Origin of the sequence: Citrobacter sp. RHB36-C18 (assembly GCF_013814485.1) — a bacterium.
Taxonomy (GTDB): domain Bacteria; phylum Pseudomonadota; class Gammaproteobacteria; order Enterobacterales; family Enterobacteriaceae; genus Citrobacter; species Citrobacter braakii.
Genome location: NZ_CP057125.1, coordinates 1,789,501 through 1,808,984, shown reverse-complemented (window position 1 = coordinate 1,808,984; position 19,484 = coordinate 1,789,501). Strand labels below are relative to the sequence as shown.

Below are 19,484 nucleotides of genomic sequence, written 5' to 3'. Positions count from 1 at the left end.
TCTACCTCGCTATATTCAGCGCCTTGCGCAAAATAAACGGACATACAATTAAAAATGCGTATTCCGGACTAAATACTGAACCTGTAAAAAACAGCGACAGCGGCGTAAAAAGATAAAGCTGCACCCGATAATTCTGATTATCACCAAACGCATTGATCATCATCTTCATGACTTTCCCCATGTACCACAGGGCTAATATCACCGCGAACCATGAAAAATAAATAATCAGCAGATACAAGCCATTGTCTATCGTTTTACCAACATCTGCACCGTTAAAAATTCCGAATGACGCAACATATTCATAAAGTGAGCCGAATCTCACTACCCCATCAACGTTAAGTAACGAATAACCGACCATTACTAATGGTCCCACGATACGATAATACGATGATGAGCCTTCAGTTCCTAAATCTCCAAGCCGTGTCGCGATGTACGGAAACGCAAATATCACACCAACAACAAACACGCTTAATGAGATTATCGCCAGCGGCAACTTCTTTTTTATCGCATCTTTATTCAGATACTGGAACGCCCACTCCAGGAGGTAAAACAAAATAAATGTCATTACCCCTGAAAACGATCCTGATAATATTATCCCTGCCAGAATCATAGCATCGGACTTAGGCGTTTTGATACCAAACTGTTTGATACTGAGCCAAATTGAGATTAACGCCAGAGCGAAGAATGCCGGTTCGAAATAGAGTGCAGTGGTGCGCTTCCCGCCAAACTTAATAAAGTTCAGAACATAGCTATTACTGTAAATAAGATATTTCGAAATAACTTCCATTAAACTGCTGCCGCCACTAAGAATTATCTGCGCCATTTCCACCGCAGCTAACCCCACCACCAGGCCCACAACCAGCCAGAAAAAACGCAAGATCTTAATGTAGTTATGCGGCGAAATGGTTTTGAAGCGAATACTCCACACCATACCGATAATCACCACGGTATAGACAAACAGCATTGCGGACGTCACGTACTTGCTGGCATCCAGTGATTGTCCGAACAGATAGTTAAACGCCGTCAGTCCGCCCCCCACGCCCAGCGCAATCATTAATTTTTTAATATTGATGCGCTCGACAAACAACAACAGCAGAACGGGCAAGAACGTGACGATAGTTATCGGGAAGCTCTCGCCAAGCTGGGCGAGTTTGACGTTAACCAGCAGATAAAGCAGCGGTAGCACCAGATAGCTACAGATTCTGATAGAACGAGACATACTCCTCCAGCATCTGTTGTCCACTGTATGCCACCCGGCTGCGCTGGCTGAACGCGGCAAGCGACGTGTCAAATACCGCCTGCGCAATGTCTGATCTTTTCAGTTGCACCAGGTGCAAAACGTCCGCTTCGCTGAACGTTTTGCCGCCCGATTTCGCCAGCACTTCCTGCGCGGCATCGCTATGCGTAGCAATAACCGGTACGCCGATGGAAAGCGCTTCACACAGAATCAGCGGGTAGTTATCAACGCGCGAGCTGAACACCAGCCCATCCATCTCGTTAAGCGCGCTCATCAACGTGCGCTTATCGCTCTCAAACCCGTGATTGATGACGTTATCCCCGACAAACGGAGAAAATTTGCCGAAGGTATGCAGCTCAATTTTGTCTCCGAGCGCAATCATCGCTCGCACCAGTTGCTGACTGGTTTTTCCGTCATAGCGCAGGTCATGGGCCACCACGGCGATTTTCGGTCTGCCGCTTTCTTCATGGTTAGCGGGAAGTTCGGCAAGAATGGCTTCCGTTGCCACATCGATGCCGTTGTTAATAATGCGGCAACGACCGACGCCATACAGACTGTTGAATGCGTCGGCCACATGCTGACTGGGCGAGATGAACTGGCAGCCCAGTGCCAGCATGGCGCGAAACATCTGCCGTTTACCAGGCAACTGTTGATGGGCTTTATCGATTTTTACCGGCGGATAGTTACTGAGCGTTGGACATTTCTGACAGCCCGTTTTCCAGCTTTCGCAGCCATCGGTAAAGGCACAGCGCCCGGTCACGCTCCAGTGATCGTGCAGCGTCCAGACGAAGGTGATATCCGGTTTATGCGCCTTCACTTTTTGGCAAAAGGTGACCACCTCTTCCAGATTCAACCAGTAGCTGTGCAACACATGAAAATGCAGTACCAGCGGGCCGGAAGTGCGGGTTACCGTACGGTACAACTTGTCGAGATTGCCAAACATGTCGCGGTTCGCGAAACGAAACAGCGCAATGTTCGCCGCCGACGTCAGACGCGGCGTATGTTTGATAACCTGCGGGTAATTCGCATGGCTGACGCTTTTCTTACCGCCTTTGCCATAGCCGTAGACAAAACGCGATGACAGCCCTTTTTCCAGCGCCCTCAGATGCAAATCTAACGCCACGCCTGCCGCCCCGCCTTCTGCGAGCCGCACATTAAACTGTAATATTTTCATTTTATTATCTTCACCCGCGCCTTCTCGCCCACGACCAGCGTATTGTCCGGGATGCTATCCACTACGACGCTCCCGGCGCCAATCGTCACGTTATCGCCAATGGCAACGCCGCCAAGCAGAGTGACATTGGCCCCCAGCTCAACGCCGTTACCGATGACCGGACAGGACAGATCGTTGCCGCCAAGATTGCCGATGGTGACGCCGTGGCGCAGGGTGAAATCATCCCCCGCCACCACGTGTTTATTGATCACCACCCCATAGCCATGATGGATGGTGAAACGACGACCAATAGATGCAGCTGCCTGGATTTCATAGCCAAACACGCATTCAGTGATAAGGCGATACATCACCAGCACCGGCGCAGCCCACAGGTTGTTCAAGACATTTTTTTTACGCCAGACGGAGCAAAAATGGGCAATCCGATAGGCCACCACCATGCAGCAGGGTCGCAGACTCCAGCCGTTCGCGCGTAAATCTTCCAGCATACTTAGCGTCCTCGCAGTCCGTCGGCCAGGCGCTTACTATTGCGAACAGAAAGCAGCGTCAGCAACGTGCGCCAGTTCATCCGTTTATTGCGGATCTGGTAGAGGGTAAACAGCTGATATTTCTTGCTGGCCCGGTCAAATTTGCCTTTGTGCTTACGGTAGAACTGAAAGTAGCCGGAGAATTTATGCGGGGATGAGGTAATACGCATTTCACCGTGATTCACATGCAGGATCTGCGTTGCCTCTTTTACCTTCCACGGTTTGCCATACGCCACCACCATGCGCAGGAAAATGTCATAATCTTGCGCCGCTTTCAGCGTGGTATCGAACAGGCATGCTTTAAACCGCCAGGCCCAGGTAAACACCTGATTACCAATAATATTGCGCTTATAAAATTTACGGCGCGAATAAACGGCCTTCGGATAGAGCGGCAAACTGGTCGGCTGCGAATATACTTCGCCTTCACAGACATAGTCATTGGCATACAGAAACGCCCGCGTCACCAGATGATGGCGATAATTGAGAAATACGCTCAGGCGGTTCGGCGTCCATTCATCATCATCATCAATACCCGTAATATATTGCCCACTGGCCTGCATGATGGCCTGATTACGCACCGCACAGGCTCCGGAGTTAGTGGGATTACGCGTATACGACACACGCGGATCGTTGAGCTCTTCAACAAATTTCTGCAGTTGCTCATACGAGGAAGAGCAATCATCCACAATGATCATCTCCCAGTGAGGATAGTCCTGGCGCAGTACCGATTTAATCGCCCGGATGGCCAGTTGCTGACGGTTCCAGGTGGGCATATAAATTGAAATTAGCGGGTTGTCTGTCGTCATTTTCGTTTCCCAGATATCCCCGTCATACTTCGAGTTGCATCTGCGTTGGCTTTCCTGCAACTCGAATTATTTAGGGTATAAATATGTTTTTGTGGGCCGCTATCCGGCAATGTTCGTAACCTATTTCGTATCCGAGGTGTACTCGTATTCGTAGTAACCGTAATCCTGATACCCGCTGGCGCGGCGGAAGATCGAGTTCAGGATCACCCCTTTCACCTTAATGCCGTTTTGCTCGAAGCGACTCAGGCTGGTTTCCACCTCTTTCAGCGTGTTGACCGCGTAACGCGCCACCATCAGCGTGGTTCCAACGTGACGACCCACGATAGCCGCGTCGGTCACCGCCAGTATTGGCGGGGTATCGATCAGCACCAGGTCATAGTGCGAGCTGGCCCATGCAATCAGTTCGCCAAAGCGTTCACTCATCAGCAACTCGGAGGGGTTGGGGGGAATTTGTCCGCGAGGGATCAGATCAAAATGTGGAATCGATGTCGGTTTCGCGCTGGATGAGATATCCCCCTTGCCGATGAGGATCTCAGACAGACCGTTAACGTTATTGGTCCCCAGCAGCTCGTGGGTATAGCCTTTGCGCATGTCGCAGTCGATCAACAGCACGCGTTTGTTGGTCTGACTAACGACCGCCGCCAGGTTGGCGCAGACAAACGTTTTACCAATCGACGGGCTGACGCCGGTCAGCATCAAGACGTTGTTGCGCGCCTGCATCATGGCAAAGTGCAGGCTGGTACGCAGGCTGCGGACCGCTTCTATCGCAAGATCCGTCGGATTCCCCACTGCCAGCAACTGGCTTTGTTTGTAGCGTTTCACGCCTTTAATGGTCTGCACGTTATCGCGTGCTTTTTGCCATTCTGATAGCGGAATGCTGGCATACACGCTGATACCATGCTCTTCCAGCGCCTGTGGGCTTTCAATGCCGCGATTAAACAGGGAACGCAGCAGTACGCCCACCACTGAAAGCATCAAACCAAGAATGATGCTACCGAGAATAATCAGCGTCGTTTTCGGCTTCAGCACGCCAGGCTGGGCAATCGCGGGATCGACGATGCGCACATCTCCGACCGTACTGGCCTCGGTAATCTTCAGCTCCTGTTGCTTGTTCAGCAGCTGCATATAGACCTGCTGGCCGGACTCCACGTCACGCGTCAGACGGACAATTTCCTGCTGCGTTTTCGGCATCGCCGTTACGCGCCCGTTCAGCTTGCTTTTCTCATCTTCCAGCGCCTGGCGTTTTTCCAGCAAGGTGCGGTACGCAGGGTGCGCTTTGGTGAACAGCTTGGAAATCTCCGCTTCTTTGAAGGTCAGCTCATTAAGCTGCGCATCAATATTCACCATGGAATCCAGCACCGCTTTGGCTTCCAGCGGCAAATCCACGGAGTCTTTGTCCTGACGAAAGGCATTCAGCTTGTTTTCGGCAACGTCCAGTCGGTTACGCACCTCGGGCAACTGCTTTGCCAGAAACGCCAGACTTTTGGCGGCCTCTTCAGATTTACGCTCCACGTTTTGTTGCAGATAGTTGCGGGTAATACTGTCAAGGATCTGGCGGATTTGCTCGCGGTCTTCGCCGGTAAAGGTCAGGCTCAGTACGCCAGTGTCTTTGCCGGTTTCCGTCACCATCAGATTATTTTGCAAGGTGTTGATCATGCCCAGCGTGGAAAATTTGCTGACGGTAAATTGGCTCTCAGGGCTGGCATGGATCGCCTCAACCAGCATCGTCACGCCGTCATGTTTCAGCACCTGCCCAACCTGCCCCTGGGCGCTAAAACCTCCGTCACTCACCAACTGATAACTTTTGTCATTCAGCACGCTTAGCGTGAAGGTCTGTTCATTCATTGCCTTTGGTAGCGTGAAAATCGTCACGTTAACCGTTTCGTTCTGGCGACCCATCAACCGATCCCAACCCGCGCCAAAAATGGGGAATGTATCTTTGGTAACCGCGATATCCAGATTGAGATCGTCTACCGTTTTCCCCAATACCAGCCGTGACTGGATGAGCTGAATTTCCGCTTCAGAGGCCGGAGGTTTGTTCGACAACGCCGAGCCAATATCCTGCACCAGTGAATTTCCGGTATTTTGCTCAATTTGCACCAGCGCGTCCGCACTGTAGATCGGAGTGGCAAACAGCGTGTAGACCGCTGCGCATAATGCAAATGCCGCAGTAATACCAAGCACCCACCAGCGGGCTTCCACCACCGTTGCCACCAGACGACCAATATCGATTTCATCATTGCCCGTTACCGGCGCAGCAGACTGTTTTACTTTTTCTGTCATTGTTTTCCCTGCTCTGCGTTCAATGCCTGAGCCCATTGGCGTGCAGACCGTTCAAGTAATGCGTACACCGCGTCAAACGCATCACGGCTTTTACGATACGGATCGGGAATTTCGCGCTCGCTGTCCCAGTGACCAAACAGCATCACTTTGCCGCGCATCTCCGGCACCATTTCACACAGGGCAGAGATATGGCGTTTTTCCATGGTCAGGATCAGGTCATACTCCCGGCACATTCGTCCCGAGATCTGCCGGGCACAATGATTCTCCAGTGACAGGTTGTGCGCCTGCGCCACGCTGATGGCGCACGGGTCCGCGCCTTTGCCTACCAACGCCCCGAGACCGGCAGAAGAGACCGTCAGCGCCGGGTGAAATTGCCTTAACAAGCGCTCTGCCGTCGGAGAGCGGCAAATGTTCCCCACACAGACAACTAAGATTTTGTTAAACATGACGATTACCAGTTGTGAAGGTCGCTGGCCGTGTCCGTCATATAGCGAACACCGCTAATAGTCGGCAGCAACTGATTGATCAAACGGTTCCAGCGAGCAACCGGCGCGGTAGTGACGTACACCACATCGTATGGCTGGAGTCGGAATGACGTCGCCATCACCAGCGATGTCGCATCGGACATATCAAGCTGATAGATATTGGCAATCTTGCCATTGTTCCCGCCCTCGCCTTTCAATGGACGAATAACGAAAATGCCGCTGGCGTTGGAGGTGGTCAGGTCGATACCTTCCGCGTTGCCGAGTGCTTCGGTGAGCGTCATGCCGCTGAAGTCCATTTTGAGGGTGCTCTGTTTTTTCACTTCCCCCATTACGAAGACTTTCAAATCGTCATTACGCGGAACAAACAGGATGTCGCCAGGATAGAGCAGACGGTTCTGGCTCAGGTCGCCATTTTGCATTAGCGCTTGCAGTGAAATACGTTGCTCCTGACCTTTATGAGTCAGTACAACGTTGCGCCAGTCTGCCGCCTCGGTGAGACCGCCTGCGGCGTTAATGGCATCGAGAACGGTAAGCGGCACGTTGGTGATGGCCTGCTGGCCGGATTTGTTCACCTGCCCGGAGACATAGGCCTTCTGCGAACGGAAAGCGGCGATATTAACGTCCACCTGCGGGTCAGCAATGTACTTCGCTAAGCGCCCGGTAATATCACTACGAATTTCGGCCAACGTTTTCCCTGACACGCTAACTTTGCCGATGTAGGGGTAAAACATGGTGCCATCAGGCTGCACCCAGTTGCCGGCATCACTTGAGCTACGATACTGCCCGGCCGGCGTGGTGAGTTCAGGATGATCCCAGACGGTGACATTCAGGACATCGCCCGGGCCGACCCGGTACTGATACCCGGAAATCTCTTGGTCGAGAGACATATTAGGCTGCGCAACATTTGGTCGGGGACGTAATTGTTCGACCAGCCGTGGGGTGAGTGGATAAACATTCACCATGCGATCGATATCAAAATCAGCATCCTGCTGTTTAATCACATCTTTGCCCATCGTAGACATATTGCTGCCCGGAAGCACGGTACAACCGTTTATCAAGATTACCGATACCAATACAGGCATCAATTTAAGTTTGGATTTCATCATTGATTATTTATCACTTTGGCAGAGTAATTATCACGTGCGATCTAAATAGCGACTTCGCCTGTACGCATTTACCTTGCCGTTAATTGAAAAGGAATTTAACTGGCATCTGTCCTAAAAAAAAATGAATTCATCTGCGGTCTCTTGACAGAATAATTTAGGCTCGTCTCAGGCGACCAGACACGCTACCGCCCCTGGCTTCATTAGCTACCAATGCACTGATTAATTTAAATTTTTATCTTCCCCTTTATTTTCATCACATTCACAGCGGGAACGCATCAGGAATAGCGCCGCTGGTTGATAAGGAAATATTTATCTTTTGATTATTACCGGAGGAATTGTTGCAGCTAAGCGAATATCAGGCAAGGTAACAAGTTACCGACAACTTGCTTTTAAGATTAATATTAAGCATTGAATTTGTATATTTTTAGGATTTTATTGATATTGACAAAGTCAATATAGAAATATTCCACCTGCGATATTTCTTAAATAGCTTTGGATTAATAATATTATTTCCTGTAGTTACATTAAGGCTAATATCTCGTACCGGGTTGTAATAGGCTACAGAGAAATCCCTCCTCGCCATTGCATTTTTCGCCAGTTTTACCCATGATCGAATTGTGACAATTGTCATACAACTATGGGTATAGCATTTACTATGGAATGGATTGCCGATCCGTCAATCTGGGCCGGACTCGTCACGCTAATCGTGATCGAACTTGTTCTTGGCATTGATAATCTTGTTTTTATTGCCATCCTCGCGGAGAAACTGCCTCCAGCCCAGCGGGATAAGGCGCGTATTACCGGGCTACTGCTGGCGATGGTCATGCGCTTGCTGCTGTTGGCATCAATATCATGGCTGGTAACGCTGACCACGCCGCTGTTCAGCATTCGCGGCCTGAGCTTCAGCGCGCGCGATCTGATCATGCTGTTCGGCGGTTTCTTCCTGCTGTTTAAAGCCACCATGGAGCTAAACGAACGGCTGGAAGGCAAAGACAGCGAGAACCCGACCCAGCGTAAAGGCGCTAAGTTCTGGGGCGTCGTCGCGCAAATAGTCGTGCTGGACGCCATCTTCTCCCTGGATTCCGTCATTACCGCCGTGGGGATGGTCGATCACCTGGCAGTAATGATGGCTGCGGTGATTATTGCCATCAGCCTGATGGTGCTTGCCAGCAAGTCGCTGACGCGCTTTGTCAACAGCCATCCAACTATCGTCATTCTGTGCCTGAGCTTCTTGCTGATGATTGGTTTCAGTCTGGTCGCCGATGGGTTTGGTTTCCATATTCCGAAAGGTTACCTGTACGCCGCCATCGGTTTCTCGGTCATGATAGAAGCATTGAACCAGTTAGCTATCTTTAACCGCCGTCGCTTCCTGTCAGCCAACCATACCCTGCGCCAGCGCACCGCCGAGGCGGTAATGCGACTGCTGAGCGGGCAAAAAGAAGACGCCGAACTGGATGCCGAAACCGCGGCAATGCTGGCAGACCATCATGAAGGCCAAATTTTTGCCCCTCAGGAACGGCGGATGATTGAACGTGTACTGAACCTTAACCAGCGTACTGTCAGCAGCATCATGACCTCGCGCCATGATATTGAACACATAGACCTCAATGCGCCGGAAACAGAAATCCGCGCTTTGCTGGAAAAAAACCAGCATACGCGTCTGGTGGTCACCGGCGAAGATGAGCAGGAAGACTTGCTGGGCGTGGTGCATGTCATCGACCTGCTGCAGCAATCTCTTCGCGGCGAGCCGCTCGACTTACGTGTCTTGATTCGCCAGCCGTTGGTGTTCCCGGAAACTCTGCCGCTGCTTCCGGCGCTTGAGCAGTTCCGTAACGCCCGGACGCACTTCGCTTTTGTGGCCGATGAATTTGGGTCAGTTGAAGGGATTGTAACGCTCAGTGACGTGATGGAAACCATCGCCGGTAACCTGCCAAATGAGGTAGAGGAGATTGACGCCCGTCATGACATTCAGAAAAACGCGGATGGTTCATGGACCGCTAACGGACACATGCCGCTGGAAGATCTGGTGCAGTACGTGCCTATCCCGTTAGATGATAAGCGTGAATATCACACCATTGCCGGACTGTTAATGGAGTATTTGCAGCGCATCCCGAAAACCGGGGAGGAAGTTCAGGTTGGCGACTATCGACTAAAAACCCTGCAGGTGGAAAATCATCGCGTGCAAAAAGTCCAACTGATACCGCTGCACAGTGAAGAAGAGATGGATTACGAGGTGTAAATCACGAGCCGGAGGCGGCATCAACCGCCATCCGGCAATATGAATCAGAGTTTATCCAGCAACTTTTTAACATCTTTACCGTTGCGGGAGTCTTTATTGCGATCGGCCCAGTCGTTAAGGCGACGTTTCGCTTCATCCTGCAAATGCTTACGCAAAATCTGGTCGACCTGCAGACTGTAGTTTAGCGCCTGCCACTGACCGTAGACTCTGAGAGGAACCGGGGTAGCCTTCAGGAAGTTAATCAGCTTACTTTCGCCATCCCAGCCGCCCAGCACGCGAATGTTAAACAGCGTGTCGCAATTCAGCTTCACCAGATCCAGCGTTCCCTTGCCGGTCAGCGCCAGCATCGCCGACTCACCCGCCATGTTATCCAGCGTAACCTCGCCGTTATCCAGCGTCATATCGGTTACGAAATGATCCAACCGGGTCATGTTATCCAGGTTTTGCTGAGCTTTAACATCCCCACCGCTACGTTCGACGGCCTGTTGTATCATCTGCTGGAAGTTCATTCCTTCCATTCGCGTATCGCTCATTTCGACATGGGCCTGCCCTTGCCAGCTATGACGAAACGCCTGGGCATCAATATCTGAGCCAGAGAAATCCCCTGCCAGTGACAGCTTACCGGTGAGGGCGATGGGGTAGTCGAAGGCTTTCAGAATAGTACCAATTTCTACGCCTTCCAGGCGCGGATGGAAGACCGCTCGCGGCTGTCCTTTTCTGGCATCCAGCATACCAGGAAGTGACACCAGTCCGCCGTCACTTTTCCCCTGCAACTGCGTAACGTTCAATAAGCCGAACTGGTTGTCAATTTTTGCCGAGACATTGTCAAACGCCATTTTCCGCCACAGCACTTTGTCAGCTTGCAACGCGATGTCTGCCGAAAATCCCTTCAGTCCCTGATACGAAACGGCATCAACCTGGGAAGCAATGACGGGGCGCGCCAGCGTTGACTGACTCTGACCTTGCTGAACTTCACCGTTCGTCGTCACAGCCTCACGTTGTACGAGCAGATTGTCCAGATTGAGCTGACCAAACTTCAGGTCGACGGCCCATTCTGGTTTTTCCAACAATGTCACATGAACTTGTCCGGCGAGAGAGCTGTCGTTAGCGGTCAAATGAATCTGGCTAAACGCGAGCTGTTTTTTCTCTTCCAGCCACTGCGCCTGAAACTGTCCCTGACCTTTGATCCCCTGCGCCGGTAGATCGGCCCCCTGCAGTTGCCAGCTTAGCTGCTCAATATTCGCGGATAAGTTATGCGGATAGTCGGAGGCATCAACGCTGCCGTTGAAGGATAATGCGAGGTCACGCTGATCGCGGTTAACGCGCCCGGAGAAATCAAACGTGCCACGGTGCTGGTTATCCTGTTCCATGTCCAGACGAATATCGCGAACCGTGACCTGTTCATCGTCTTCATGCTGGAATACCAGAACGCTATCGGCAACACGCAGGCGGGCAATATCAAACGACCATCCTCTGTCTTCAGCCAGGTCGGGCAAGGTATTGTCTTTTGGGGCAACGGGCGCATCTTTGCCGCGCACCGCTTCAGTTTGCGGGGTCAGTTGAATCACCGCGCCTTTGAGCATCACCTGCTTCACACTGAGCTGGTGACTCAACAGCGGCCACAACGCGACGTCAAGACGCATATTGTCGGCACGAATCAGGGGTTCGCTGGCGCCTTCAGCCGTTAAAACCATGCGCCCCGAGAGGATACTCAGTTGAGGCCATACGTGCCAACGCAGCGGGCCATCCAACTGCAGCTGATATCCGCTACGCGCAGCAACCTGCTTGACCATATATGCGCGGAAATCATTCGGATTAACCAACAGTACTAACGCAGAAAAACCGGCCACCAGCACGACCAGTAGAATCATCAGCGTCGTCAGAAATCGTCTCATGCTATCCCCAATGGACTGAAAATACTCAGTCTTTATCGATCCGGCTGGCAACGGCGCCCTGCTGATCGCGATACTTTGCATCCTGACGACGGTTGTAAGGTCGCGCCGCCGGACCGGAAAGCGGTTCGAAGCTTAATGCGCCAATCGGCATGCCAGGACGCAGGGCCAGCGGTAGTTTTCCGGAGTTGTAAAACTCCAGTACGATGCAGCCAGACCAGCCCGGATCGATACGGTGTGCGGTGACGTGTACCATCAGTCCCAGACGCGCCAGCGAAGAACGGCCATCTAACCAACCCACAAGATCGGAAGGCAGTGTCACGGATTCGAACGTCACTGCCAGCGCCAGTTCGCCCGGATGCAGGAAAAATGCCTCGCCGTCTTTGAGGACGATTTCATCACTCATCACGCGATCCAGCGCGGCGCTGACTTCATCTTTCGGTCCGCTCAGATCGATATACGCCGCCGTATGCCCGCGGAACGTACGGAATTTGTTGCCAAGGCGCACATCTACCGTGGCGCCGTTGATTCGCTCGACAGGAGGGCGTGGATTGATCGACAGACGACCTTGATCCAACCAGGCTTCAATATCTCGGTCACATAAACGCATGGCACTTTCTCCTTTCGTGCTTCAACCCCTTAATGCCAGGTGCATTAAGGGTGAACCAGGTTATCACTGAACGGTACACAATTCGCTGAACTTATTCAAAGAACTGACTGATTTTAGCCTTCAGAATATCGATGGCGATGCGGTTTTTACCCCCGCGCGGCACAATGATGTCGGCGTATTGTTTTGAAGGCTCAATAAATTGCAGGAACATTGGACGGACGGTTTTCTGGTATTGCGCCATCACTGAATCCATTGAACGACCGCGTTCGTTCACATCGCGCTTGATACGGCGCATCAGGCAAATATCCAGCGGGGTATCAACAAAAATAGAGAAGTTCATCTCATCACGCAAACGCGCATCCGTCAGCAGCAAAATGCCTTCCAGGATGATGACTTTCTTGGGTTCGATATGAATAGTGTCTTGCGTGCGCGTGTGCTCAACGTAGCTGTACACCGGCAGCTCAATGGCACTACCGCGTTTCAGCGTTTGCAGATGTTGGAACAGCAGGCTGTGATCCATCGCGTTCGGATGGTCGTAGTTGGTTTTTACACGCTCTTCCATCGATAGATGGCTTTGATCTTTGTAATAGCTGTCTTCGGGAATAACGCCAATATGTTCGTCACCGACTTGTTCACGCAATTCGCGATAAAGAGTACTGGCAATAAGACTCTTGCCGGAAGCCGATGCGCCGGCAATGCCGATAATGACGCACTGATGGGACTGATCAGTCATAAATTTAGCGACCTGATTAACCTGGATGTTAGGAAGGGCGGCGCCGAAACGCCAAACGCGGCAATTATAGGGATTTCAGCGGCGCGACGCCAGCCCAGGCTGCACCAATGCCTTCCCTGTCGCAAATTAAAACGGTCATATTTAAAGCATGCGCTACATTTATTCGCCAGCCTTAGTAATTAATAGCTTGAGAGTGTTAATTTATGAGCAGCTGGCGTATAAATTGTAAATTATTTGTACTAGCATAAACCCAGATTAAATGTGATGCGTCCGGCATCTCTACTGGGCGACAACGGCTATTTGGGTAGAGTGGTAATGAGTAAACAATCCCAACATGTTTTAGTTACCTTACCTCATCCTCTACTGCGCCTGGCCAGTTTAGGTCTGGTGGCTTTCATCTTTACGCTGTTCTCGCTGGAACTGTCTCGTTTCGGGGCGCAGCTGGCGCCGCTGTGGTTTCCGACCTCAATCATGATGGTGGCTTTTTACCGTCATGCGGGAAAAATGTGGCCGGGGATCGCGCTGGCGTGCTCATTGGGTAACATCGCGGGTTCTTTGCTCTTCTTCCCCGGCGAGTCGCTTAGCTTTACCTACACGGCCATCAACATTATTGAGGCTGTCGTGGGGGCAATGTTATTGCGCAAACTGCTGCCCTGGTACAATCCTTTACAAAATCTCAACGACTGGGCGCGCCTGGCATTCGGCAGCGCAGTGGTCCCTCCGCTGCTGGGCGGCGTATTACTCTGGTTATTATTACCGCAAGAAACGTCGTTAAATACCTTCCTCATTTGGGTGCTTTCAGAATCCATCGGCGCGCTGGCGCTGGTACCATTAGGTTTACTGTTTAAGCCACATTATCTGCTGCGCCACCGCAATCCGCGATTACTGCTTGAAACTCTGATTACGCTTCTGGTGACGTTAACGTTCAGTTGGCTGTCGATGATGTTCATTCCATGGCCGTTTACCTGCGTTATTGTCCTGTTGATGTGGAGCGCTGTCCGTCTGCCGCGTATGGAGGCGTTTTTAATTTTCCTCAGCACCGTGATGATGGTTTCGCTGATGTTGGCCGCTGACCCTTCGCTGCTCTACACCCCCAAACAGAACATGATGACCAGCATACCGTGGCTGCCGTTTTTGATGATCCTGTTGCCAGCCAATATGATGACCATGGTGATGTACGCGTTTCGGGCAGAACGCAAGCACATCTCAGAAAGCGAAGCGCGCTTTCGCAATGCTATGGAATATTCCGCAATTGGCATGGCGCTGGTCGGGACCGAGGGGCAATGGCTACAGGCCAATAAAGCCTTGTGCCAGTTTCTGGGCTATAGCCAGGAGGAGCTACGTTCGCTCACCTTCCAGCAATTAACCTGGCCGGAAGATTTGAACAATGACCTCGAACAGTTAAACATGCTGGCACGCGGGGAAATTAACAGCTATTCCATGGAAAAGCGCTATTACACGCGCGCGGGCGAGGTGGTATGGGCCTTGCTGGCCGTTTCGCTGGTGCGCCATAGCGACACTACCCCACTCTACTTTATTGCGCAGATTGAGGACATTAACGATCTGAAGCACACCGAGTGGATGAACAAACGGCTGATGGAGCGCATTACGCTCGCTAATGAAGCCGGGGGGATCGGCATTTGGGAATGGGAACTGCAGCCTGATGTGATCAGCTGGGATAAGCGTATGTTCGATCTCTACGAAGTCCCGGCACATATCAAGCCCAGTTGGCAAGTCTGGTATGAATGCGTTGTGCCTGAAGATCGCGAACACGCCGAAAATGTGATTCGCGATTCGCTGGCCGCACGAGCCCCGTTTAAGCTTGAGTTTCGTATCGCGGTAAAAGGTGGCATACGGCATATTCGCTCGTTGGCCAACCGGGTACTGAATAAAGACGGTGAAGTTGAACGCTTACTTGGCATCAATATGGATATGACCGAGGTGAAGCAGCTCAACGAAGCGCTGTTCCAAGAAAAAGAGCGTTTGCATATTACGCTGGACTCCATCGGCGAGGCGGTGATTTGTATTGATGTCGACATGAATGTGACCTTTATGAATCCGGTCGCTGAGAAAATGAGCGGCTGGCAACAGGAAAACGCAATTGGCATTCCGCTCCTGACTGTACTGCGTATTACTTTCGGCGATAACGGTCCGCTGATGGAAAATATCTACAGTGCCGACATGTCACGTAAGGCAATGGAACAAGAAGTCGTCCTGCATTGTCGCAACGGCAACAGTTATGACATTCAGTACAGCATCACGCCCCTCAGCACCCTTGATGGCGGCAGCATTGGCTCGGTGCTGGTCATTCAGGATGTCACCGAGTCACGTAAGATGCTGCGCCAGCTTAGCTACAGCGCTTCGCATGACGACCTGACGCAGTTGGCCAATCGGGTCAGCTTTGAAAACCATCTCAAACAGTTGCTGCATACGGTGCACGACGCACACCAGAGTCATGTGCTGGTTTTTATCGATCTTGATCGTTTTAAAGCGGTGAACGATAGCGCAGGTCATGCTGCAGGCGATGCCCTGCTGCGCGAACTCTCTTCACTGATGCTAAGCATGCTGCGGTCCAGCGATATGCTGGCGCGCCTTGGCGGCGACGAGTTTGGTCTGTTGCTGCCGGATTGTAATATCGAAAGCGCCCGCTTCATCTCAGGTCGCATCATCAGTGCTATTAACGATTACCGCTTCATGTGGGATGGCCGCTTGCACCGCATTGGCGCCAGTGCGGGAATTACGCTGATTGATGACAAAAACCATATTGCGACTGACGTCATGTCTCAGGCGGATATCGCCTGCTACGCGGCGAAAAACAGCGGACGTGGGCGTGTCTGCGTCTATGAACCCCAGCAAAGCCAGGCGCATGCCGCGCGTAGCCAACTGTCATTGGACGAACAAAAGCATACCATTATGCACAGCCCCATGCTGATGATCGCCAGAGGCGTGGCTTCTCCACGTATACCTGAGACGTTTAGCTTCTGGCTTATATCGCTACGCTTAGGGACCGCTGAAGGCGAAGTGATTGAAGAGCAAACATTCCGTACCGGGCTGGTCGATCCCACATTGAATCAAGCGCTCGACCGTCGGGTATTCAGCGAATTCTTCCAGAATGCAGCCCCGGCAGTCGCCAGCAAGGGCCTTAGTGTTGCGCTCCCCCTTTCCGCCGCCGGGCTGCTCAATTCAGAACTTGTTGATGAGCTGCTGGAACAATTGCAACATAGCCCGTTACCGCCACGGCTGCTGCACCTGACCGTTCCGGCCAGCGTCATCAAAACGAATCCAACGCAGGCGATATCCGCCCTGCATCGGCTACGTCAGTTCGGTTGTCGAATTGTGTTAAGTCAGGTCGGTCGTGATTTAGAGCTTTTTGACAATCTGAAATACCACATTGTCGATTACCTGTTGCTTGACAGCGAGCTAAGCGCCAGCGCTCACGGAGACCTGATTGACGAGATGTGGGTGTCCATTATCCAGGGCCATGCCCAGCGTCTGGACATTAAAAGCATCGCCGGTCCGGTGCAGTTGCCGCTTATTATGGATGCGCTTTCCGGCATCGGTATTGATATGATTTATGGCGACATTATTGCCAACGCCCAACCGCTGGATCTGCTACTGAATACCAGTAATTTCGCCATCAACTGACGGTTGCCAGCCATCCGTGTACCAGATATGCAAGAGTGCATAGGAGCGCCAGGGTTTCCAACGCTCTGCATACCGCCGGATCTGGGCTGGCGTCATGCCGGGAAAACGCTGTTTAATCAGATAATCATCCGGCAAAAAAACATCCTTCGCCTGCCAACCACGCAGCGCAAAATAGTTGGCGGTCCAGCGCCCTATTCCGGGAAACGTTTGTAGTTGCTTAACACCTTGCTCAATATCGTCAGGCGCTTCTGTCGCAAGCGTTCCTTCAAGCGTTGCACGCGCCAGGTGAATCAACGCTTCAGCGCGTTTGAGCGGCATCCCTAACGCTTTCAGGTGCAACGGTTCGGCGTCAGCAAGCGCTTCAGGCGTGGGAAAAGAAACATACCCTGGCGCATCCTCCAGCGTGTCGCCATAAGCATGCGCGACTTTCGCTGTCAGTTTTGCCGCCATAGCCACGCTGACTAACTGCCCTAAAATCGCCCGTACCCCTTGCTCAAAAGCATCGACACATCCCGGCAAGCGTAGTCCCGGACGCGCCGCACCAAGGCTTCCCAGCGCGCTGACTATTTGCTGCGGGCAACAGGTAAGATCAAACAAGCGGGTTATTTTCGCCAGGCACTCGGGGGCGGCGGGTTGTAATCCCGAACTTAACGTCACGTGTAGCACATTGGCGTGCAAATCCGGTACGACGCGCACCAGACCCCGATGCTCCCCTACGGACAGGCTTCTGGTATAACTCAGTTCCTCCACCGTTTCGACACCGTCAACCGCACGGGCGGCAAGAAATCCCAGCATCCAGGGCCAGTCATAAGGCGGTTGCCAGCTCAGCGTGAACATTCAGTTTTCCTTTTTATGCAAACCTACAGCATAAACGGTATTCAATCGATGCGCCTTGCTTTCATATTCCAGTTGTCGGAGCGTCAACATTTCGTTAAAGTCACGCCCCTTCTTCACTGGCATGGGGATTTTTACGGTGTTTATTGGTTTTGACTACGGTACGGCAAACTGTTCAGTGGCCGTTATGCGTGATGGGCAGCCTCACCTGCTCAAAATGGAAAATAACAGCACGCTTCTGCCTTCAATGCTGTGCGCGCCAACGCGCGAAGCGGTCAGCGAGTGGCTGTATCGCCATCACGACATCCCAACCACTGACGACGAAACGCAGGCGCTGCTTCGCCGCGCGATGCGCTATAACCGCGAAGAAGACATCGACGTTAACGCCAACAGCGTGCAGTTCGGTCTGGCATCGCTGGGTCAATATATTGAAGACCCGGAAGAGGTGTATTTCGTTAAATCGCCAAAATCATTTTTGGGTGCCAGCGGTCTGAAGCCGCAGCAGGTTGCGCTGTTTGAAGATCTGGTCTGCGCGATGATGCTGCACATACGCAACCAGGCACAAAATCAGTTACCGGAAGCCATCACCCAGGCCGTTATTGGTCGTCCCATCAACTTCCAGGGGTTAGGGGGCGATGACGCCAACGCCCAGGCGCAGGGTATTCTTGAACGTGCGGCTAAACGCGCCGGTTTTCAGGATGTCGTCTTCCAGTACGAGCCGGTAGCGGCTGGTCTGGATTACGAAGCCACGCTGCAGGAAGAAAAACGCGTGCTGGTGGTGGATATTGGCGGGGGTACAACCGACTGTTCACTGCTGCTGATGGGGCCGCAATGGCATCAGCGCGCCGATCGCGAAAACAGCCTGCTGGGGCATAGCGGCTGCCGCGTTGGCGGGAACGATCTGGATATTGCGCTGGCGTTTAAACATCTGATGCCGCTGCTCGGTATGGGGGGAGAAACGGAAAAAGGGATCGCCTTACCTATTCTGCCCTGGTGGAACGCGGTCGCGATCAACGATGTTCCCGCGCAAAGTGACTTCTACAGTAGCGCCAACGGTCGCTTGCTCAACGATCTTGTCCGTGACGCGAAAGAAGCCGATAAAGTCGCCCTACTGCTTAAAGTCTGGCGCGAGCGTCTGAGCTATCGCCTGGTGCGTAGCGCAGAAGAGAGCAAAATCGCGCTTTCCGATCAGACCATTGTGACGGCGGCGATACCGTTTATCAGCGACACGCTGGCAACCGATATCAGTCAACACGGGCTGGAAGCTGCGCTCAATCAGCCCCTGGCGCGCATTCTGGAGCAGGTTCAACTGGCGCTGGAAAACGCGCAGGAAAAACCGGACGTGATTTACCTGACCGGCGGTAGCGCGCGTTCGCCGCTGATTAAAAAAGCCCTCGCCCAGCAACTTCCCGGGATTCCGATCGCGGGGGGCGATGATTTCGGTTCCGTTACTGCCGGACTGGCCCGCTGGGCTGACGTTGTTTTCCGCTAAGCGGCTCGCATGCTGAAAAGTACGCGTATTGACATCACCATTGCTGTGGCTTATTTTCAGGAGTGAGGGTTAGGGAGGGCTTCCCCTCCCCCTGGTGTCTTAGTAAGCCGGTAAGCTAATCACTAAGAGTATCACCAGTATGATGACCTGCTTCATCATAACCCTTTCCTTATTTTGGCCCCTTCCTCGGGAGGGGCTTTCCCGTTCCAGCGTCCCGCTGAAATCTCTGGCTCTCCTCCTTTTTGCCTTATCAGCACTCTAACGCACAATCACGTATTCGCTATCTTCACCACCGATTGTTGCGTAACGCTTCGCAAAGCCGCATTAGCATTCAGACGAATCCCGACAGTGTTTCATAATTCCTCCATTTTTCTCCCTTGTTCGCTGGCTAAACTAGTATCATTCCGCGAATCGTTTCAGGATG

Annotated in this window: 15 protein-coding genes; 3 read left to right on the top strand and 12 right to left on the bottom strand. The window is 52.2% G+C overall.

All coding sequences use genetic code 11. From position 1 onward, the window contains the following. Position 1: 1 nt before the first annotated feature. The 7 genes from wcaD to HVZ52_RS08400 all read right to left on the bottom strand — a co-directional run bounded on the left by wcaD (position 2) and on the right by HVZ52_RS08400 (position 7,615). Positions 2 to 1,219, bottom strand: a complete 1,218-nt coding sequence (gene wcaD / locus HVZ52_RS08430) for a colanic acid polymerase WcaD (RefSeq protein ID WP_016153589.1) — start codon at positions 1,217 to 1,219, stop codon at positions 2 to 4. Then, positions 1,194 to 2,411, bottom strand: a complete 1,218-nt coding sequence (gene wcaC, locus HVZ52_RS08425) for a colanic acid biosynthesis glycosyltransferase WcaC (protein WP_181599117.1) — start codon at positions 2,409 to 2,411, stop codon at positions 1,194 to 1,196. Before wcaC ends, wcaD begins: the two co-directional genes overlap by 26 nt. Continuing rightward, complete coding sequence (wcaB, locus tag HVZ52_RS08420; RefSeq protein ID WP_181599116.1) at positions 2,408 to 2,896, bottom strand: colanic acid biosynthesis acetyltransferase WcaB; 489 nt, start codon at positions 2,894 to 2,896, stop codon at positions 2,408 to 2,410. The genes wcaC and wcaB overlap by 4 nt, the downstream gene beginning before the upstream one ends. A gap of 2 nt (positions 2,897 to 2,898) precedes the next feature. Further along, complete coding sequence (wcaA, locus tag HVZ52_RS08415; RefSeq protein WP_181599115.1) at positions 2,899 to 3,741, bottom strand: colanic acid biosynthesis glycosyltransferase WcaA; 843 nt, start codon at positions 3,739 to 3,741, stop codon at positions 2,899 to 2,901. A gap of 120 nt (positions 3,742 to 3,861) precedes the next feature. Beyond that, positions 3,862 to 6,024 carry a tyrosine-protein kinase Wzc gene (wzc, locus tag HVZ52_RS08410; protein ID WP_181599114.1) on the bottom strand — a complete coding sequence of 721 codons (2,163 nt, stop codon included), beginning with the start codon at positions 6,022 to 6,024 and terminating at the stop codon, positions 3,862 to 3,864. Beyond that, the gene (wzb, locus tag HVZ52_RS08405; RefSeq protein ID WP_016156925.1) at positions 6,021 to 6,470 is read right to left on the bottom strand and encodes a low molecular weight protein-tyrosine-phosphatase Wzb; all 450 of its coding nucleotides are present in this window, start codon (positions 6,468 to 6,470) and stop codon (positions 6,021 to 6,023) included. The genes wzc and wzb overlap by 4 nt, the downstream gene beginning before the upstream one ends. 5 nt (positions 6,471 to 6,475) lie before the next feature. Then, positions 6,476 to 7,615 carry a polysaccharide export protein gene (locus tag HVZ52_RS08400; protein ID WP_046275963.1) on the bottom strand — a complete coding sequence of 380 codons (1,140 nt, stop codon included), beginning with the start codon at positions 7,613 to 7,615 and terminating at the stop codon, positions 6,476 to 6,478. A gap of 655 nt (positions 7,616 to 8,270) precedes the next feature. Between HVZ52_RS08400 and HVZ52_RS08395 the strand changes: the two genes are divergently transcribed. Continuing rightward, positions 8,271 to 9,854, top strand: coding sequence for a TerC family protein (locus tag HVZ52_RS08395; protein WP_019077138.1), 1,584 nt, complete (start codon positions 8,271 to 8,273; stop codon positions 9,852 to 9,854). A 44-nt stretch (positions 9,855 to 9,898) separates the two neighbouring features. On the opposite strand, the gene asmA is transcribed toward HVZ52_RS08395, so the two are convergent. The 3 genes from asmA to udk all read right to left on the bottom strand — a co-directional run bounded on the left by asmA (position 9,899) and on the right by udk (position 13,089). After that, positions 9,899 to 11,749, bottom strand: a complete 1,851-nt coding sequence (asmA, locus tag HVZ52_RS08390; RefSeq protein WP_181599113.1) for an outer membrane assembly protein AsmA — start codon at positions 11,747 to 11,749, stop codon at positions 9,899 to 9,901. A gap of 25 nt (positions 11,750 to 11,774) precedes the next feature. Further along, a complete protein-coding gene (gene dcd, locus HVZ52_RS08385; protein WP_016153598.1) occupies positions 11,775 to 12,356 on the bottom strand; it encodes a dCTP deaminase in 582 nt (193 codons plus the stop codon). A gap of 91 nt (positions 12,357 to 12,447) precedes the next feature. Further along, entirely contained in the window at positions 12,448 to 13,089 is a 642-nt protein-coding gene (udk, locus tag HVZ52_RS08380) for a uridine kinase (protein ID WP_003036776.1), read from the bottom strand. 315 nt (positions 13,090 to 13,404) lie between these two features. Here udk and HVZ52_RS08375 point away from each other — a divergent pair, with 315 nt between their 5' ends. Then, positions 13,405 to 16,734 carry a diguanylate cyclase gene (locus HVZ52_RS08375; protein WP_181599112.1) on the top strand — a complete coding sequence of 1,110 codons (3,330 nt, stop codon included), beginning with the start codon at positions 13,405 to 13,407 and terminating at the stop codon, positions 16,732 to 16,734. Here the strand turns inward: HVZ52_RS08375 and alkA are convergent. After that, entirely contained in the window at positions 16,702 to 17,571 is an 870-nt protein-coding gene (gene alkA, locus HVZ52_RS08370) for a DNA-3-methyladenine glycosylase 2 (protein ID WP_142417512.1), read from the bottom strand. The genes HVZ52_RS08375 and alkA overlap by 33 nt on opposite strands. Positions 17,572 to 17,707: 136 nt before the next feature. On the opposite strand from alkA, the gene yegD reads away from it, so the two are divergent. After that, the gene (gene yegD / locus HVZ52_RS08365) at positions 17,708 to 19,060 is read left to right on the top strand and encodes a molecular chaperone (protein ID WP_046275425.1); all 1,353 of its coding nucleotides are present in this window, start codon (positions 17,708 to 17,710) and stop codon (positions 19,058 to 19,060) included. A 99-nt stretch (positions 19,061 to 19,159) separates the two neighbouring features. On the opposite strand, the gene HVZ52_RS08360 is transcribed toward yegD, so the two are convergent. After that, positions 19,160 to 19,219, bottom strand: a complete 60-nt coding sequence (locus HVZ52_RS08360) for a type I toxin-antitoxin system Ibs family toxin (RefSeq protein ID WP_109017525.1) — start codon at positions 19,217 to 19,219, stop codon at positions 19,160 to 19,162. Positions 19,220 to 19,484: the final 265 nt, after the last annotated feature.

Coding starts and splice junctions, on each gene's coding strand:
- wcaD (WP_016153589.1), bottom strand. CDS start 1,219: ATGTCTCGTTCTATCAGAATCTGTAGCTATCTGGTGCTACCGCTGCTT.
- wcaC (WP_181599117.1), bottom strand. CDS start 2,411: ATGAAAATATTACAGTTTAATGTGCGGCTCGCAGAAGGCGGGGCGGCA.
- wcaB (WP_181599116.1), bottom strand. CDS start 2,896: ATGCTGGAAGATTTACGCGCGAACGGCTGGAGTCTGCGACCCTGCTGC.
- wcaA (WP_181599115.1), bottom strand. CDS start 3,741: ATGACGACAGACAACCCGCTAATTTCAATTTATATGCCCACCTGGAAC.
- wzc (WP_181599114.1), bottom strand. CDS start 6,024: ATGACAGAAAAAGTAAAACAGTCTGCTGCGCCGGTAACGGGCAATGAT.
- wzb (WP_016156925.1), bottom strand. CDS start 6,470: ATGTTTAACAAAATCTTAGTTGTCTGTGTGGGGAACATTTGCCGCTCT.
- HVZ52_RS08400 (WP_046275963.1), bottom strand. CDS start 7,615: ATGATGAAATCCAAACTTAAATTGATGCCTGTATTGGTATCGGTAATC.
- HVZ52_RS08395 (WP_019077138.1), top strand. CDS start 8,271: ATGGAATGGATTGCCGATCCGTCAATCTGGGCCGGACTCGTCACGCTA.
- asmA (WP_181599113.1), bottom strand. CDS start 11,749: ATGAGACGATTTCTGACGACGCTGATGATTCTACTGGTCGTGCTGGTG.
- dcd (WP_016153598.1), bottom strand. CDS start 12,356: ATGCGTTTATGTGACCGAGATATTGAAGCCTGGTTGGATCAAGGTCGT.
- udk (WP_003036776.1), bottom strand. CDS start 13,089: ATGACTGATCAGTCCCATCAGTGCGTCATTATCGGCATTGCCGGCGCA.
- HVZ52_RS08375 (WP_181599112.1), top strand. CDS start 13,405: ATGAGTAAACAATCCCAACATGTTTTAGTTACCTTACCTCATCCTCTA.
- alkA (WP_142417512.1), bottom strand. CDS start 17,571: ATGTTCACGCTGAGCTGGCAACCGCCTTATGACTGGCCCTGGATGCTG.